Raw genomic sequence first — 16168 nt, 5'->3', positions numbered from 1 at the left:
TCCCGGTCAGAGCGCTGCGATTATAGGCAGCGCACCGCGCCGTTGGGATGCACGGGCGATGACCGGCGGCACTGCCGGACGGTCATCCCCTGCCCTGGTGCCTGGCCGCAGCCCGGCCCGGCCTGCGGCTGCACCGGCGCGGGCCTGCTCAGGCCATCGGCTGGGCGATGTCGGCAATGCGGTAGCCGGCACTCTGCACGGTATGCAGCAGCGGACGGTCGAACGGCTTGTCGATGATCTTGCGCAGGTTGTACAGGTGGCTGCGCAGGGTGTCCGAATCCGGCAGGCCGTTGCCCCAGATCTCGCGTTCGATCTCCTGGCGGGTGACCACGCGCGGCGATTCGCGCATCAGGATGGTCAGCAGGCGCAGGCCGATCGGCGACAGCTGCAGCTCGGTACCGGCACGGGTGGCACGCATGCTGACCGGATCGAGCACCAGGTCGGCGACCTTCAGCACTTCCGAACCCACCTGGCGACGCTCGCGGCGGATCAGCGCGCGCAGGCGGGCTTCCAGCTCCTGGATCGCGAACGGCTTGGTCAGGTAGTCATCGGCGCCGAAACCGAGGCCGGTGAGCTTGTCATCCAGCGTGTCGCGTGCCGTGAGCATCAGCACCGGGGTGGACTTGCGCGCATCGTTGCGCAGGCGACGGCACACTTCGATGCCATCCAGGCGCGGCAACATCAAGTCGAGCACCACGACGTCATAGCTGTTCTCCGCCGCAAGGCGGTAGCCATCCAGGCCGTCCTGTGCATAGTCGACTTCGAAGCCGCGACCTTCCAGGTATTCCCCGATCATCTCGGAGATGTTGCGGTTGTCTTCGACCACCAGCACCAAGCCGGAGGTCTCCTTCGTCTGACGCATGTGATTCCCTCTAACTTCAGCTTTGTGAAACATGCCGGATCGACGGTGGACGCGATGTGAAGTTCCGTCAAGAGGGATGTAAATCGTTCAGAGCAGAGGCCGCAGCAATGGCCAGACGTTGTCCAGCACCTTCGGCTGCGCCTGCGCGGTCGGGTGCAGGCCATCAGACTGCATCAGCCCCGGCTGCAGTGCCACGCCCTCCAGCAGGAACGGCAGCAGCGGCACCTTGTACTGCGTGGCCAGTGCCTTGTAGGCCGCCGCCAGCCGCTGGCGATAACCCGGCCCATAGTTGGGCGGCACATCGATGCCGAGCAGCAACACCTTGGCACCGGCCTTCTGGCTGGCCTGCACCATCTTTTCCAGGTTGCCCTGCACCTGCGCCGGGGTCAGCCCGCGCAGTGCGTCATTGCCGCCTAGGGCAATCACCACTACGGTGGGTTTTTCCTTGGCCAGCAGACTTGGCAGGCGGGTCAGCGCGCCGGCGGTGGTCTCACCGCTCATGCTGGCATTGACGATGCGCGCCGGTGTTTTCGACTGCTGCCTGACCCGCTGCTGCAGCAGGCTCACCCACCCGGCGTCGGCAGGGATATTGTGGGCAGCACTGAGGCTGTCGCCGAGCACCAGCACGGTGCCGGCCGGACCTTTGGCACAGGCCAGCCCGGGCAGCAGCAGGAACCCTAGCAGCAGCACCATCATCGCGCCGGCTCGCCGGCTCCATCCCGTCTTGCGCATTGGAGTCTCCTCATCGACAGCCTGTCCCCCCGCAGCGCGTCCGTTGCCATCGCCGTCGACCAGGTCGGCAAATCCGTGCAGGGCCCGGAGGGTGAAGTCCACATACTGGACAACATCACCCTGACCGTCCATGAAGGGACCAGCGCGGCCATCGTCGGCGCCTCCGGTTCCGGCAAGACCACCCTGCTCGGCCTGCTGGCCGGGCTGGACCTGCCCAGCCGCGGCCGCATCGCGCTGGCCGGCCAGGACCTGGCGGCGCTGGACGAGGAGACCCGCGCCCAGCTGCGCGCGCGTGAGGTCGGCTTCGTGTTCCAGAGCTTCCATCTGCTGCCGGCACTGACCGCCGCCGAGAATGTCGCGCTGCCGCTGGAACTGGCTGGGCGCGAAGACCGGGCGCGGGTCGAAGAAGTGCTGGCCCAGGTCGGCCTGGCCCATCGCGCCCGCCACTATCCGCGCCAGTTGTCGGGCGGCGAGCAGCAGCGCGTGGCACTGGCACGTGCCTTCGTCACCCGCCCGCGCATTCTGTTCGCCGACGAACCGACCGGCTCGCTGGACCACGCCACCGGCCAGCACATCAGCGACCTGCTGTTCGAACTCAACGCCGGCAGCGGCACCACCCTGGTGCTGGTCACTCACGACCTGCGCCTGGCCCAGCGTTGCCAGTACATCCACCGCATCGACGACGGCCGCCTGCTGCCGGTCGAGCGTGGGACGCAGGCATGAACCTGCTGCGGCACGCGTGGCGCGCGCTGCGCCGCGAGGCGCTGGCCGGCGACCTGCTGACCGTGTTCGCCGCGCTGGTGCTGGGCGTGGCGGTGATGACCGCGGTCGGCACGCTGGTGAACCGGGTCAACCTGGCACTGACCGGCAGCGCAGCGGAAATGCTAGGCGGCGACCTCGGCATCGCCGGGCGCGATGACCCGCCGCAGGCGTTCGCCGACGAGGCGCAGCGGCGCGGACTTTCCTACACCCGTATCGCCAGCTTCGGCAGCGTGCTGTTCAACGCCGATGCCAGCCAGATGGCCAGCATCAAGGCGGTGCAGGCGGGCTATCCGCTGCGTGGCACGCTGCGGGTGCGGGCCACGCCCGGGGGCGCCCTGATCGACAAGGCCGGCATGCCGGCCAAGGGCCAGGCCTATGCCGACCCACGCCTTCTCCAGGGGCTGGGACTGAAAGCCGGTGACGACCTTGAATTCGGCGCTGGCACGCTGCGCATCGCCGGCATCATCGAGGCCGAGCCGGATACCGGCGGCGATCTGCTTACGCTTTCCCCCACCCTGCTGGTCAACCGCGCCGATGTGGAAGGCACCGGCCTGCTCGGTCCGGGCAGCCGCATCAACTACCGGCTGATGTTCGCCGGAGCAGCAGAACCGATCGCGGCACTTCGGCAATGGCTGCTGCCGCAGGTGAAGGGCCTGCGCCTGCTGAGTGTGGACGACACCCAGCGCGGCGTGCGCCAGGCCTTCGACCTGGCCGGGCGCTTCCTCGGCCTCAGCGCGCTGCTGGCGGTATTGCTGGCCGGTGTTGCCACGGCGCTGGCGGCGAACCGCTTCGCCCTGCGCCGCATCGACCAGGTGGCGATCCTGCGCTGCCTGGGCGCGCGCCAGCGCGACATCCTGTCCGGTCTGGCACTGCAGCTGCTGATGCTGGCGGTGCCGGCTTGCGCACTCGGCATCGGCCTGGGCATGGCGGCGCAGGAGGGCCTGGTGCAGGTGCTGGGCAGCCTGGTGCCGCAGCGCCTGCCGCTGCCCGAGGCAATGCCTGCGCTGACCGGTGCCGGCATCGGGCTGTTGCTGCTGTTCGGCTTCGGCCTGCCACCGCTGCTGCGCCTGCGCGGGGTGCCGCCGATGCGGGTGCTCAACCGCTCCTTCGCCGCCCTGCCGCCTGCCTCGCTGCTGGCCTATGTGGCGGCGTTGGCGGCCAGCCTGCTGCTGGCGGTGCAGGTCACCGGTGATCTCAAGCTGGCGCTGTGGGTGCTGGGCGGGTTGGCCGCGCTGGCGGTGGCGGCCGGCGTGGTCGGCTTCGTGCTGCTGCAGCTGCTGCGCGGCCTGCAGCACCGCCTGCATGGCCACTGGCGGCTGGGTCTGGCCGCGCTGACCCGGCGCCGGATGCTGGCGGTGATGCAGCTGGTGGGGCTGTCGCTGTCGCTGTGCGCGCTGTTGCTGCTGGCGGTGACCGGCCCCGGCCTGCTGCAGCAGTGGCGCGAGCGACTGCCCGCGGATACGCCGAACTACTTCCTGATCAACATCCAGCCCGAACAGCGCGACAGCGTGCTGGCCGCACTGCGTGGACTGGGCGCCAACGACGCCAGCATCGAACCGATGGCCACTGGCCGCCTGATCGCGATCAACGGCAAGCCGCCGCTGCGCGTGGACCGCTCGCCTGAACAGAACGGGCAGCCGGCACAGGGCGAAGGCCAGCGCGATGACGACGACGAGAACCGGCCGTTGAACTTCAGCTGGCGCAGCAGCTTCCCGCCGGCCAACACACTGGTCAACGGCACCTTCTGGAAGGCAGACAGCACCGCCGCCGAAGCCTCGGTGGAAATCGGCTGGGCCAAGCGCTACGGCGTGCATCCCGGCGACCGCATCACCATTGCGGTGGGCGAGCAGGAACGCGAGTTCACTGTCACCAGCGTGCGCAAGGCCGACTGGAACACTTTCCGTCCGAACTTCTTCGTGCTGCTGAACCCGAATGCGGTGGGCGATACGCCACACAACCTGCTGTCCGCATTCCATCTACCGGCCGGCAAGGCCGCCGGACTGGGCGAGCTGGTACGCGCGCAGCCGAACCTGTCGCTGCTGGACGTGGACGCGGTGATCTCGCAGGTGCGCGATGTGATGGAACGGGTGGCACAGGCGGTGCAGCTGGTGATGGTGTTCAGTCTGCTGGCCGGCGTGCTGGTGCTGCTGGCCGCGCTGCAGGCCACGGCGGGCGAACGGCGCTACGACAGCGCGGTGCTGCGCACGCTGGGCGCGACCCGGCGCCAGCTGCGTGGCGCGGTACTGGTGGAATTCGGTGCGCTGGGCACGCTGGCGGCGTTGCTGGCGGTGGGCGCGGCCGCTGCGATCGGCGTGGTGGTTTCGCAGAGGGTGTTCGAGCTGCCGTTGCTGCCGCCGTGGCCGGGCCTGCTGATCGGCGGCGTGGTCGGCATCGGCTTGAGCCTGCTGGCAGGCTGGTGGGGTACGCGGGCGATCCTGCATACGCCACCGGCACTGGCCCTGCGCGAAGCCTGACGCGATCGTGACACGCTCGGGTGGGGGCTATGCTGCGCGCCCCACCCGATCAGATCGTCCGGAAGCGCGGAAGGTTGCTCCCGCGCTCCCGAGGTTCAAGGAATGAAGATGAAATACAGCCTCTGTCTGCGCATCCTTCTGGCCAGTTCCCCGCTGCTCACCGCGGTGCTACCCGCAGGCGCCCGCGCGGCGGAGGGCTATGTTCCTGACGCGGTGCAGGCCTTCGTGCTGGAAACGGTGCTGGCTGATGAAGCGCAAGCCTTCCACGAGGGCCACCCGACCTATCTGGTTCCGGTCAGCATGTCACGCAAGCGCAGCGATGCCGACGTGGTGGCCGACCTGCGTGCTGAGTTCGACCGGTTCTACCGGGGCCAACCGAAGCCGAGAAAGGAAGTGGCGCACATGGCGATCCTCGTCGCACAGACCGCGCTGCTGCTGCCGGACCGTAGCGCCTGCAGCACGGATCGAGTGCGTTGCCACCAAGCTGTCATGGGCGTCCGCACCCGCGAGGACGAGGCCAGCCTGCAGGCCACCCTGCGTGCCTTCCAGGACGCCGGGCTGGACCTGACCACCTTGAGTGGGCCGGCGTCCTGAGTGCATCGCATCCACGCATGGCATGGATGCAGCGTGCGATCACCGATGGAGAGCGTGCCGAGCAAGCTCGGCACCTACCAGGAGCGGATATCCGGCACGGCACATCCACACCACGCGTGGATGCGGTGTGCAATCGCCGGCGAAGAGCGTGCCGAGCAAGCTCGGCACCTACCAGGCGCGGATATCCGGCACGGCACATCCACATCACGCGTGGATACGGTGTGCAATCGCCGGCGAAGAGCGTGCCGAGCAAGCTCGGCACCTACCAGGAGCGGATATCCGGCACGGCACATCCACGCCATGCGTGGATGCGGCTCACAACGCCTGCTGCTTTGACCAAGCCACGGTCGTATCCATCGCACGCTGCATTCCCGAAAGCGTTGTGAACACGCCGAGCTCGTCCTTGGCATTGTCATCCCCTACCCGGTTGTGGACTTCGGTGTAGTCCGGAGGGCTTTCGAAAATGACGATACGGACGATGTTGCCGCTGATCAGATGCTTGGCGGAGAAAATGGGGTTGGCTTCGCGGTCTTTCGTACCATCGACGAAGAACACGTTGTAATGCGGGCTGCGGAAGTCTTCAGCACGCAGATTGGCCGCCTGGATGCCGGCCGTGAACGCGTCGAGGAAATGCTGTTCGAGACGATCATGGACTTGCGGATCGGACAGGTAGGTTTCGAACACCTGGCGCTCTTCCACGAGCATCAGCGAACCTCATTTTCGACCAATGGAATCGCAAAGACACGAACCACGTCGTGACCTGGGGGACCATCAGTGCGGCTCTCGCAGAAGCGAAAGCCGGCGAGCATGCCAGCATCTTCGAACACGGAGCGCACGATGTCGATTTCAGCCGAAGCCGCCCTGTCGGATTCGTGCCGACGGTGGCTCCCGAACGCAACCCCTTCGGGGCCTGGATAATAGAAGACGCTTGGAAGCAGGATGCCCTCTTGCGCGTGCAGCTCGAAGTCGGTGAAGCTCAATGCGAGGAACATCTTCGCATCGGCTGAATCACGTGCACGACCGGAAATGCGGACTGTTGAAAGCACGTGACTGCAGAGACTGAGCAGATAGGCCGAGGTCCATCGAGGCCCAAGGCGCTCCAGCACTCCATCAATCCGACTCAAGCGCGAGACAAGTTCCACCTCCTCGAAGTCGTCGATTTCGAGATGGAAACTGTCGATGTCGTCACAGGCTTCGCCGGACAGCAGTTGGCTGCAGATTTCGGAGAGTTTCATCGACCGGCATGATCATGGGCGGAATGAACCACCCACCCTATCGCACCCCCAACCTCCGAGCGGAGGTTTCGAGAGAATGTGGCGAATTACGTCAAAGCGATACGCATCAGGCGCCATGTAACGCGACCCCGAGCATGGATGCCACGTGCAATCGCCGGCGAAGAGCGTGCCGAGCAAGCTCGGCACCTACCAGAAGCGAATATGCGGCGCGGCACCTGACCAGAGGATCCGCGCCATGAGTCGAGCAGGGCTCGACTTACTGGGCCTTTTCCACGTACTTGGCGAACACGTCGTCGATCTGCTTGTCCTTCACCTTCTTGCCGGCCTGGATCTCTTCGGCCTGGGTGAACATCGGGATGATCATCGCCATGCCGTCGATCTTGGTCTTCAGGTGCACGCCCGGGGCCTGGCCGAGGAAGCCGTCCCAGCGCTGGCGCACCTTGGCCCAGTAACCGGCAGTGGCCTTCCAGTAGTTTCGCGCCGGGGTGAAGTCGACCTCGGTGGTCTTCACGTAGTCGTTGAAGCCGAACTCGCGGGCGATCTCCACCTGGCTGCCATCGGCGTTGCGCTGCACCTTGGTGTTGAACTGCTCGTGGGTCCAGCCGTTCGGGGTCAGCGTGTGGCGGTTGATCACGGCCAGCGCGTTGTAGTCACTGCGCTTGGTGTACTCACGGCGCGGCAGCGGACGCCAGCTCAGGTCGCTGGTCCAGCTCGGCACGTTGTTGGTGTAGGTCCACGTGCCGGTGCCGCAATAGCGCGGTGCGTCGCTCACTTCGTATACGCACTGGGTCCAGGCGCCCTGGTTCACCGCCGCCGGAATGCTGCGCACCTTCCAGGTCTGGTCGTCACTGAACTCGAAACGGTTCGGTGCTTCGTACACCCAGTCCTGACGCCAGTGCTTGGTGATGTGGCCGCTCTTCTCGTCCAGCAGCAGGTGCTGCAGCACGATGCGCTTCGGCGTGTCTTCGACCACGATGACCACTTCGCTGCCGCCGCTGCGCATCGCCGGCGCGCGCTCGTAGCCCGGCTTCAGCAGCACGGTCTCGTCGAAGGCGAAGTCCACGGTGTACTCACCCTGCATGGCAAGGATGCTGTCGTGGTCACGGGCGATATCGGAGGGCTGCGCGCTGGCCACGCCGCTGGCGGCGAGCACAAGCAGGGCGCTGGCTGTCTGGAACTTCATCGGGGTCTTCCTTCGGGGTTGCAGATGCGTTGAGAGGCCGTCCGTGGCCGACAGGCGTTCCATCAGGAGTGGGTCACAGGCGGATCGGCGGCAGGTCGCCGGGAATCCGCGGCGCCGGACGCCGCGCGGCATCGGCACAGCAGCAATCGTCGATTGCCAGCTCGCCTTCAGCACCTTCCAGCCGTGCAATGCGGCGCGCGGTGGCTGCGCCCAGCGAGGACAGGGTCGACAGACTGGCGGCCAGCGTGCGGCCATCGTCGGCGGCATGCAGGCGCAGCGCGCACAGGCGCCAGCGCTGGCCACCCAGATGACCGGCCAGGCGCCGCCACAGGCGTTCGCCGACACTGCCGTCGCTGTCGTGCTCGGGCCCCGGCGGCAGCGCAGCCACCAGCCGGTCCCAGGCCAGGAAGTCGCTGTCCGGCAGCAGGTACAGGCGCCACACGCAGCGGCCGCGGCCATCGAGGAAGCACAGGCTTTCGCGCAGGCCTTCGCTGTCCACGCCCTGGCAGGCATGCACGCGTACGGCCTGGCGCCAGCCGCCCAGCTCGTTGCCGTCGGCGTGGTACAGGCACAGCACGGTGCCGAGCGTGGCCAGCTGTGCCGGGGTCGGCCAGGCCGCGCTGTACGGCGCGGCGATGGAGTCATTCCTGCGTGCGGACAGTGCTCGGCTCATGAGGTCACCAGGAAACGGCAAGGCTGGCGGAGAAGGTGCGGCCCGGGCTGCTGAAACGATCGCTCAGTGCGCGATTGGTGATCAGGCTCGGAGTGATGGACGACCATTCGATGTAGCGCTTGTCGGCCAGGTTGAACACGCCGACATTGAAGGTCGCACCCGGTGCGAAGTTCCAGTGCGCTATCAGGTCCAGCACGCCGTAGCCGGCCGGCTGGTAGACGAACGGCGCCGGTGCGTTCGGATTGGTCTGCGCAGCAGGCGGCGGCAGGCGCTTCTTGCGCTGCACGAAGGTGCCGGCCAGTTCGACGCCCCAGGTATCGGTGTCGTACATCAGGCCCAGCGTGCCACGCAGCGGATCGACCGAGGCCAGCGGTTCGTCATCGGTCCGGTTGTCACCACGCGACCAGGCCAACGCACTGCGCAGCGCCCAGCCCTTCAGCGCCGGGCTGAGTTCACCGAACTCGATGCCGGCCTTCATTTCCGCGCCATAGATGCGCGCGTCGGCGATGTTCTGCGACTGGAACACGGTCAAACCCTGTGCGTTGCGGCCGGTATCGACGTTGGACTGGATGAAATCCTTGTAGTCGTTGTAGTAGCCGCTGACGCTGACGTACGCAGCCGGCGCGATGAAGCGCAGGCCCAGTTCGTAGCCGTCGCTGGTTTCCGGCTTCAGGTCCGGGTTGGCGATGGCGGTGTAGCCGAAGGCCACGTTGGTCAGGCCGATGTTGACGTCGTTGTACGGCGGCGAACGGAAGCCACGCGCATAGCCGGCGAACAGCGACCACTGGTCGGTGAAGCGCCAGACCATGCCCAGCTTCGGCGACACGCTGGTCTTCTTCAGCTGGGCCACGGCCGTGGTCGGGTTGTCTTCGGCGAAGATGCTGTCCACTTCCGGCTTCAGCTCGTAACGGTCGACGCGCACGCCCGGCACCAGCGACAGCTTGCCGTCGGCCAGGCGCATTTCATCCTGCGCGTACAGGCCCAGCTCGGTGGTCTTGCTGATCGGGAAGTCACGCACCGGGAAGGTGTCGGGGGTAACGGTGTTGCTGACCACACCGGCACGGTTGACCTGATAGCCGTCGCGCTTCTGGCGGATCTCGGTGCGCGTGCCCTCGAAGCCGTAGGTCAACGCGTGTTCGACCGCACCGGTGCTGAACGCCTTGTTGAACTGCGCCTGCAGGCCGTAAGCATGCTGGTCGAAGGAAAACACGCGGTGGCGGCGGCTGCCGTCGGTGCGCGTCTCGTCGGTCTGCTGCCGGGTTTCGCTGTTCTGCGCATACACCTGCCAATGCAGGCTGTCGGCGAACGGCTGGTCCAGCGCATCCATTTCGTGGGCAAAGGACACGCGGGTACGCTTCTGCGTGTCGTGGGACTTCATGCCAGTGGCGGCAGCAAGTGCGCCCGGACGCGGCGCGACGCTGGCGATCGCCGACAGCACATTGGTATCGGTGGTGTCTTCGTTGCCTTCCACGGTCAGGCGGAAGCGCTGGTCCTCGCTCGGCGCATAAACCAGCTTGCTGAGCAGGCTGCGGCCGTCGCGGTCCTGCGGATTGGACGCCGTACGGGTGTCGTTGTCGCTGCGTACCGTGCCCTTGTTGTCCGTTTCCTGGCCCTGGTGGTGGTTGACGTTGACCAGACCGCTCCAGTGCTCGCCACCGAAAGCAGCGGTGGCACCGCCAAGCAGGCCCTTCCACTCGCCGTCGTAGCCGAACTTCAGTCCGAAGTAGCTGTTCTTGCCGTCCTTGAGGTAGTCGGCCGGGTCCTTGGTGACGAACGCCACCACGCCGCCCAGTGCATCGGAGCCGTACAGCGAGCTGGCCGGGCCGCGCACGATCTCCACGCGCTTGAGCGTATCGAGGTCGGTGAAGTTGCGGTTGGAACTGGCGAACGAACCGATATCGAACCGGGTCGGCATGACGATGCCGTCGGTCTGGATGCGCACGCGGTTGCCGTCCAGGCCACGGATGCGGAAACCATCCAGGCCGAAGCGGGTCGCGCTGCGGGTGACCGACAGGCCCGGCTCGTAGCGCACCAGATCCTTGATGTCCTGCACCAGGTGCCGGTCCATCTGCTCACGGTCGATGACGTCCACGGTGGCCGCCACGTCACTCACGGCCCGCTCGGTGCGGGTGGCGGTGACCTGCACCCGATCGAATTCGCGCGCATCAGGCGCAGCGGCGGCAGCAGCGTGGGCGGACAGCGGCAACGCCATCCAGACAGCAAGACACAGGGCGGTATGGCGGGTCATCAGGTTCATTCGGTCAGGCAGGGGAACCCCCGGTTACCGGCACACCCGGAAGGTGCACGCGGTAGACCGAGGGGGAGAGAGCGGGAGCGGACGGGCCGCCCACCCTGTCGGCGCTGCCGGCAGGAGGGAGGGAGGCGGGCGACCAGGCCGCGATTACTTGGTCAGGATCAGCTTGTCGTTGCTGGTGTGCCGCAGGCGATAGAAGCGGTCGCCGTGCTGGATCAGGATTTCACGACGGCCCTTGAGCAGGGCTTCACTGTCGATGACCTCTTCCGGCGGAACGACGCGGACCGGTCGATCGCGGAGGGTCAGCGTTTCGGGGCGCAGCAGTACAGGTTGAGCATTCATGAGCATCTGGACTCGTGCGAGGGACGAGTTAAATGATAATGATTCTCAGTTGACAATCAACAACCATTCTCAATTTCATTGATGAGATTAATGATCGAATTCTGAAATTCGATAGATTTCATCTATTGAAAGATGGGGGCACACGGCTTTTGTAGAGTCGAGCCACGCTCGACTGCTCTCGCGCCGTCGCCTGGAAATGCCCGCGCTACGTGCGGAGTCGAGCATGGCTCGACTCTACAAAGGCCCGACCAACCTGGAGTCGAGCGTGGCTCGACTCTCCAAAGGGCTGTCAGGCGAAGACGGCTTCGACCTGGGCCCAGCCGGCCGCGTCGACCTGCTCCAGCACGTCCAGTGCCTGCAGGTTCTGCAGCAGCTGGCTGACCCGGCTGGCGCCGAGGATCACGCTGGAAACGTTCGGGTTGCGCAGGCACCAGGCGATGGCCAGCGTGGCCGGGGCATGGCCGAGCGCGCGTGCCACCTCGCTGAAGCGCCGCACCTGGCCCAGGCGGGCCCCGGCATCGGCCCCCAGCACCAGGTCCTGCAACCACTCCATGCCTTCCCGCCCCAGCCGCGCATCGGCCGGGATGCCCTGGTCGTACTTGCCAGTGAGCAGGCCCGAGGCGAGCGGCGAGAAGATGGTGGTGCCCAGGCCGGCACCCGCATACAGCGGCGCGTACTCGACCTCGACCCGCTCGCGATGCAACAGGTTGTACTGCGGCTGCTCCATCGACGGGCCCTGCAGGTTGCGCGCCTCGGCGATGTCCAGCGCCTGCTGGATCTGCGCCGCCGACCACTCCGAAGTGCCCCAGTAGAGGATCTTGCCCTGCCGTACCAGGGTATCCATGGCGTGCACAGTCTCGGCGATCGGCGCGTCCGGATCCGGGCGGTGGCAGTAATAAAGGTCCAGGTAGTCCACCCGCAGGCGCTTGAGCGCGGCATGGCAGGCGTCGGTCACGTGCTTGCGCGACAAGCCGCGCTGGGTCGGCCGCGGGTCCTTGGCACTGCCGAAGAACACCTTGCTGGACACGCAGAAACCGTCGCGCGGCAGTCGCAGGTCGGTGATCACGTCGCCCATGACCTGTTCGGCACGACCGTTGGCATAACCCTCGGCGTTGTCGAAGAAGTTGACGCCATGATCCCAGGCGGCGGCCACCAGGTTGCGGGCCTCATCGCGCGGGACCTGGTCGCCGAAGGTCACCCAGGCGCCGAAGGACAAGGCGGAAATCGGCAGGCCGGTGGAGCCCAGGCGACGGTATTGCATGCGAATCTCCTGCTGCGGGCCCGCATCCGGGCCGGGATCGAACCCCATTCTACCCGCCGCCGCCAGCCGCAAGCCCTTGCCGTTGCTGGCCTGATCGGTACCGTTGGCCGCGCACACGCTGCTTTTTCTTGCCCCGGCCCCTGCCCTGCACTAGGCTTCCCGTTTTTCGCGACGCCCCAGGGGAGTCACTCACATGGTCGAAGGTTTGGGCAGGATCGGCTTCGGCCTGTTCGGGTTGGCGGTGCTGATCGGCATCACCTGGTTGTTTTCCAATAACAAGCGCGCGGTTGACTGGAAGCTGGTTGCCACCGGTATCACCCTGCAGATCGCCTTTGCGGCGCTGGTGATCCTGGTGCCGGGCGGGCGCGACGTGTTCGACGCGCTGGGCAAGGGCTTCGTCAAGATCCTCAGCTACGTCAACGAGGGCTCAGGCTTCATCTTCGGCTCGTTGATGGACACCAAGAACTACGGCTTCATCTTCGCCTTCCAGGTGTTGCCGACCATCATCTTCTTCTCTGCGCTGATGGGGGTGATGTACCACCTCAACATCATGCAGGGCATCGTGCGCGTGATGGCCTGGTCGATCACCAAGGTGATGCGCGTGTCGGGTGCGGAAACCACCAGCGTCTGCGCCAGCGTCTTCATCGGCCAGACCGAGGCGCCGCTGACCGTGCGCCCGTACATCGCCAGGATGACCCAGTCCGAGCTGCTGACCATGATGATCGGCGGCATGGCGCACATCGCCGGCGGCGTGCTGGCGGCCTACGTGGGCATGCTCGGCGGTGGCGATCCGGCGCAGCAGGCCTTCTACGCCAAGCACTTGCTGGCGGCCAGCATCATGGCCGCGCCGGCCACGCTGGTCGTGGCCAAGCTGCTGATTCCGGAAACCGGCACCCCGCTGACCCGCGGCACGGTGAAGATGGAAGTCGAGAAGACCTCCAGCAACATCATCGACGCGGCCGCCGCCGGCGCCGGTGACGGCCTGAAGCTGGCGCTGAACATCGGTGCGATGCTGCTGGCCTTCATCGCCCTGATCGCGCTGCTGAATGCCCCGCTGACCTGGATCGGCGATGTGACCGGCCTGGCCGCTGCCATCGGCAAGCCGACCAACCTGTCGACCATCTTCGGTTACGTGCTGGCCCCGATCGCCTGGGTGATCGGCACCCCGTGGGCCGATGCCACCACCGTCGGTTCGCTGATCGGCCAGAAGGTCGTGATCAACGAGTTCGTGGCCTACACCGAGCTGTCGCAGATCGTGAACGGCCAGATCGCCGGCGTGAGCCTGTCCGAGGAAGGTCGCCTGATCGCCACCTACGCGCTGTGCGGCTTCGCCAACTTCAGCTCGATCGCGATCCAGATCGGCGGCATTGGCGGCCTGGCCCCGGAACGTCGCCACGACCTGGCCAAGTTCGGCCTGCGCGCGGTGTTGGGCGGTACCATTGCCACCTTCATGACGGCGACCATCGCCGGCGTGCTGACGCACTTCAGTTGAACCCTTGGTTGAGAAAAGATTCCCTATGAGCAGCAGTGTCGTTGTCGTCGGTTCCTTCAATGTCGATCACGTGTGGCGGTGCGAGTCGCTGCCGGCACCGGGTGCGACCATTGCCGGCCGTTACAGCACCGGCCCCGGTGGCAAGGGCTTCAACCAGGCCGTGGCGGCCTGCCGCGCCGGTGCCGACACGCACTTCGTGTGCGCGCTGGGCGACGACGCTGGTGGCGCCACCGCCCGTGAGCTGGCCGCGCAGGACGGCTTCGGTCTGATCGCCGAAGCCAGCAGCGAACCGACCGGCACCGCCGGCATCTACGTCGATGCCCGTGGCCGCAACACCATCGTGATCGGACCGGGTGCCAACGCCGCGCTGAGCACCGACTTCCTGCAACAGCAGCAGGCCCTGCTGACCGGCGCCAAGGTGGTGCTGGTGCAGCTGGAATCGCCGGTGCAGACCATCGAAGCGGCACTGGCCACGGCCCGCGAGGCCGGCGTCACCACCGTGCTCAACACCGCACCGGCCGACGCCCCCTCGACCATCGGCCTGCTCAAGCTGGCCGATGTGATCACCCCGAACGAAACCGAGTTCGCCGCCCTGCTCGGCCGCCATGTCGGTGAGCGCGTGGATGCCAATGACGTCGCCGCGCTGGACGGTGCCAGCCTGCATGCGCTGTGCCGCAAGCTGGTCGGCAACGGCACCGTGGTGGTGACCCTGGGTTCGGTGGGTGTGTTCGTGTCGCATGCCGATGAGAACCTGCGCGGCGATACCCAGCCGTACTACCGCGTGGGTGCCGAACAGGTGCAGGCGATCGACACCACCGGTGCCGGTGACGCCTTCAACGGTGCGCTGGCAGCGTCGCTGGCGCAGGTGGCCGACGCCCCGTTCGCCCGCCACGTGCGCTTCGCCAACCAGTTCGCCGGTCGTTCGACCGAGAAGGAAGGCGCTGCGGCGGCGATGCCGCGCTTCACTCCGGCCGACGTGGAAGTGAAGTAGATCCACGCCATGCGTGGATGAACGAGCCCGGGCATGCAGATGCCCGGGCTTTTTCATGGGCGGTCCGCGCGCGGCGCGGATCTACTGCCAGCGCCGCAACAGCAGCCCCGCTGCAATCGCCAGCAACGCCACGGCAGCAGCCACCACGCCCAGCGTGTCCAGGCCCCAGCGTTCGATCGCACCGCCGCCGAGCAGCGCGCCCAAGCCGATTCCGGCGTTGGCCGCGGACACATTCAAGGTTCCCGCCAGCGCCTGCGCCTGGGGCGCCGCACGCATCACCCGCACCTGGCACAGCGGGAACAGCGCGGTGTGCGCCACGCCCCACAGGGCCAGTGCGATCAGCACGAACGTGCCGTGGCCGGCCAGGCCGACACTGGCCAGCATGCCCAGCGCCAGCACCGCGCAGAACACCAGGGTCGCGCCCAGCGGCGCACGATCGACCCAGCGCCCGCCCAGTGCATTGCCGATCAGCCCGACGGCCCCGAAGCCCATCAGCCACCAGCCCACCTGTGCCGCCGGTACCTGCATCAGCCGCTCCAGTACATCGGCCAGATAGGTGTAGGCCGCAAACATCGCGGTGAACACCAGCACCGACAGCAGCACATGGCCCAGCAACGGCGGCTGGCGCAGCACTCGTGCCTGTTCGCCCAGCGCGCGCCGCGGTCGGGCCACGGTGTCCGGCATCCACAACGCCAGCGCGCCCGCCATCAACAGCGACAGGGCCGCCAACAGCCAGAAGCTGCCGCGCCAACCGAGGGCGTCGGCGGCCAACGTACCCAGCGGGATACCGAACAGCATTGCGGCGGTAATACCCAGGTAGACGCGCGCGACCGCACGACCGCCCTGCCCTGCAGGGGCCAGCTGCGCAGCAGTCTCACTGGCGGTGCCCCAGAACACCGGCAGGGCCAGTGCCGGCAGCACCCGCGCCAGCGCCAGCAGCCACGGCTGCGTGGCCATCGCAGCCAGCGCGTTGGAAGCCGCGAACAACAGCAGGATGGTCACGAACAGGCGGCGCCGGCCGACGTGTGACAGCAGCGCGGTCAATGGTGGCCCCGCCAGCATCACGGTGAACGCGAACAGGGTGACCAGCTGCCCGGCACGGGCGATGCCCAGGCCAAGGTCGCGCGCCAGCGCGGGCAACAGGCCGACGATCAGGAATTCGGTGGTGACGATGACGAAGGCGGACACCGCCAGCAGGACGACCGAAAGACGTGCGCGAGCGTTTGCGTGGACAGCGGCCACGGTGGAATCGAGGGTGGACATGAGCGGGCATCAGGACAGGGGCCGCCAGCCTATTTCCTCCCTGAGTTCCG

Annotated in this window: 15 protein-coding genes; 5 read left to right on the top strand and 10 right to left on the bottom strand. The window is 66.9% G+C overall.

Annotation, left to right across the window (positions count from 1 at the left end; all coding sequences use genetic code 11):
• Window positions 1-148: 148 nt before the first annotated feature.
• Both ACZK3W_RS03320 and ACZK3W_RS03315 read right to left on the bottom strand, forming a co-directional pair.
• On the bottom strand, window positions 149-862 hold the full coding sequence (locus ACZK3W_RS03320; protein WP_002811889.1) for a response regulator transcription factor: 714 nt from the start codon (window positions 860-862) through the stop codon (window positions 149-151).
• Window positions 863-949: 87 nt separating this feature from the next.
• Entirely contained in the window at window positions 950-1594 is a 645-nt protein-coding gene (locus ACZK3W_RS03315; RefSeq protein ID WP_478450473.1) for an arylesterase, read from the bottom strand.
• A gap of 75 nt (window positions 1595-1669) precedes the next feature.
• Here ACZK3W_RS03315 and ACZK3W_RS03310 point away from each other — a divergent pair, with 75 nt between their 5' ends.
• From ACZK3W_RS03310 to ACZK3W_RS03300, 3 genes are all read left to right on the top strand, one after another.
• On the top strand, window positions 1670-2317 hold the full coding sequence (locus ACZK3W_RS03310; protein WP_478450472.1) for an ABC transporter ATP-binding protein: 648 nt from the start codon (window positions 1670-1672) through the stop codon (window positions 2315-2317).
• The gene (locus tag ACZK3W_RS03305; RefSeq protein ID WP_478450471.1) at window positions 2314-4830 is read left to right on the top strand and encodes an ABC transporter permease; all 2517 of its coding nucleotides are present in this window, start codon (window positions 2314-2316) and stop codon (window positions 4828-4830) included. The genes ACZK3W_RS03310 and ACZK3W_RS03305 overlap by 4 nt, the downstream gene beginning before the upstream one ends.
• Window positions 4831-4938: 108 nt before the next feature.
• Window positions 4939-5424 (top strand): hypothetical protein, encoded by a 486-nt coding sequence (locus ACZK3W_RS03300; protein WP_478450470.1) that lies wholly within the window; start codon window positions 4939-4941, stop codon window positions 5422-5424.
• A 315-nt stretch (window positions 5425-5739) separates the two neighbouring features.
• On the opposite strand, the gene ACZK3W_RS03295 is transcribed toward ACZK3W_RS03300, so the two are convergent.
• The 7 genes from ACZK3W_RS03295 to ACZK3W_RS03265 all read right to left on the bottom strand — a co-directional run bounded on the left by ACZK3W_RS03295 (window position 5740) and on the right by ACZK3W_RS03265 (window position 12372).
• Complete coding sequence (locus ACZK3W_RS03295) at window positions 5740-6129, bottom strand: hypothetical protein (protein ID WP_478450469.1); 390 nt, start codon at window positions 6127-6129, stop codon at window positions 5740-5742.
• A complete protein-coding gene (locus ACZK3W_RS03290) occupies window positions 6129-6659 on the bottom strand; it encodes a hypothetical protein (RefSeq protein WP_154352012.1) in 531 nt (176 codons plus the stop codon). Before ACZK3W_RS03290 ends, ACZK3W_RS03295 begins: the two co-directional genes overlap by 1 nt.
• 256 nt (window positions 6660-6915) lie before the next feature.
• Complete coding sequence (locus ACZK3W_RS03285) at window positions 6916-7842, bottom strand: DUF6607 family protein (RefSeq protein WP_478450468.1); 927 nt, start codon at window positions 7840-7842, stop codon at window positions 6916-6918.
• 73 nt (window positions 7843-7915) lie between these two features.
• On the bottom strand, window positions 7916-8515 hold the full coding sequence (locus ACZK3W_RS03280) for a Hemin transport protein (protein WP_478450467.1): 600 nt from the start codon (window positions 8513-8515) through the stop codon (window positions 7916-7918).
• A 4-nt stretch (window positions 8516-8519) separates the two neighbouring features.
• Window positions 8520-10763 carry a TonB-dependent hemoglobin/transferrin/lactoferrin family receptor gene (locus ACZK3W_RS03275; protein WP_478450466.1) on the bottom strand — a complete coding sequence of 748 codons (2244 nt, stop codon included), beginning with the start codon at window positions 10761-10763 and terminating at the stop codon, window positions 8520-8522.
• 153 nt (window positions 10764-10916) lie between these two features.
• Complete coding sequence (gene hemP, locus ACZK3W_RS03270; RefSeq protein WP_005412278.1) at window positions 10917-11111, bottom strand: hemin uptake protein HemP; 195 nt, start codon at window positions 11109-11111, stop codon at window positions 10917-10919.
• 289 nt (window positions 11112-11400) lie between these two features.
• Window positions 11401-12372 carry an aldo/keto reductase gene (locus ACZK3W_RS03265; protein ID WP_032129941.1) on the bottom strand — a complete coding sequence of 324 codons (972 nt, stop codon included), beginning with the start codon at window positions 12370-12372 and terminating at the stop codon, window positions 11401-11403.
• 193 nt (window positions 12373-12565) lie between these two features.
• Here ACZK3W_RS03265 and ACZK3W_RS03260 point away from each other — a divergent pair, with 193 nt between their 5' ends.
• Window positions 12566-13864 (top strand): NupC/NupG family nucleoside CNT transporter, encoded by a 1299-nt coding sequence (locus ACZK3W_RS03260; RefSeq protein WP_010481870.1) that lies wholly within the window; start codon window positions 12566-12568, stop codon window positions 13862-13864.
• Between the two features lie 25 nt (window positions 13865-13889).
• Window positions 13890-14855, top strand: a complete 966-nt coding sequence (locus tag ACZK3W_RS03255) for a ribokinase (protein WP_132809230.1) — start codon at window positions 13890-13892, stop codon at window positions 14853-14855.
• An 81-nt stretch (window positions 14856-14936) separates the two neighbouring features.
• On the opposite strand, the gene ACZK3W_RS03250 is transcribed toward ACZK3W_RS03255, so the two are convergent.
• Window positions 14937-16118: an MFS transporter gene (locus ACZK3W_RS03250; protein ID WP_478450465.1), complete on the bottom strand. Its 1182-nt coding sequence runs from the start codon at window positions 16116-16118 to the stop codon at window positions 14937-14939.
• Window positions 16119-16168: the final 50 nt, after the last annotated feature.

It is taken from the genome of Stenotrophomonas sp. 80084_Sma (assembly GCF_056481995.1).
Note: the sequence above shows the minus strand (reverse complement) of the source record. Positions and strands in the feature narration are given on the sequence as shown.

What these genes read in the sequence shown, in the direction of transcription:
- ACZK3W_RS03320 (WP_002811889.1), bottom strand. Translation starts at nt 862, where the DNA reads ATGCGTCAGACGAAGGAGACCTCCGGCTTGGTGCTGGTGGTCGAAGAC.
- ACZK3W_RS03315 (WP_478450473.1), bottom strand. Translation starts at nt 1,594, where the DNA reads ATGCGCAAGACGGGATGGAGCCGGCGAGCCGGCGCGATGATGGTGCTG.
- ACZK3W_RS03305 (WP_478450471.1), top strand. Translation starts at nt 2,314, where the DNA reads ATGAACCTGCTGCGGCACGCGTGGCGCGCGCTGCGCCGCGAGGCGCTG.
- ACZK3W_RS03300 (WP_478450470.1), top strand. Translation starts at nt 4,939, where the DNA reads ATGAAATACAGCCTCTGTCTGCGCATCCTTCTGGCCAGTTCCCCGCTG.
- ACZK3W_RS03295 (WP_478450469.1), bottom strand. Translation starts at nt 6,129, where the DNA reads ATGCTCGTGGAAGAGCGCCAGGTGTTCGAAACCTACCTGTCCGATCCG.
- ACZK3W_RS03290 (WP_154352012.1), bottom strand. Translation starts at nt 6,659, where the DNA reads ATGAAACTCTCCGAAATCTGCAGCCAACTGCTGTCCGGCGAAGCCTGT.
- ACZK3W_RS03285 (WP_478450468.1), bottom strand. Translation starts at nt 7,842, where the DNA reads ATGAAGTTCCAGACAGCCAGCGCCCTGCTTGTGCTCGCCGCCAGCGGC.
- ACZK3W_RS03280 (WP_478450467.1), bottom strand. Translation starts at nt 8,515, where the DNA reads ATGAGCCGAGCACTGTCCGCACGCAGGAATGACTCCATCGCCGCGCCG.
- ACZK3W_RS03275 (WP_478450466.1), bottom strand. Translation starts at nt 10,763, where the DNA reads ATGACCCGCCATACCGCCCTGTGTCTTGCTGTCTGGATGGCGTTGCCG.
- hemP (WP_005412278.1), bottom strand. Translation starts at nt 11,111, where the DNA reads ATGAATGCTCAACCTGTACTGCTGCGCCCCGAAACGCTGACCCTCCGC.
- ACZK3W_RS03265 (WP_032129941.1), bottom strand. Translation starts at nt 12,372, where the DNA reads ATGCAATACCGTCGCCTGGGCTCCACCGGCCTGCCGATTTCCGCCTTG.
- ACZK3W_RS03260 (WP_010481870.1), top strand. Translation starts at nt 12,566, where the DNA reads ATGGTCGAAGGTTTGGGCAGGATCGGCTTCGGCCTGTTCGGGTTGGCG.
- ACZK3W_RS03255 (WP_132809230.1), top strand. Translation starts at nt 13,890, where the DNA reads ATGAGCAGCAGTGTCGTTGTCGTCGGTTCCTTCAATGTCGATCACGTG.
- ACZK3W_RS03250 (WP_478450465.1), bottom strand. Translation starts at nt 16,118, where the DNA reads ATGTCCACCCTCGATTCCACCGTGGCCGCTGTCCACGCAAACGCTCGC.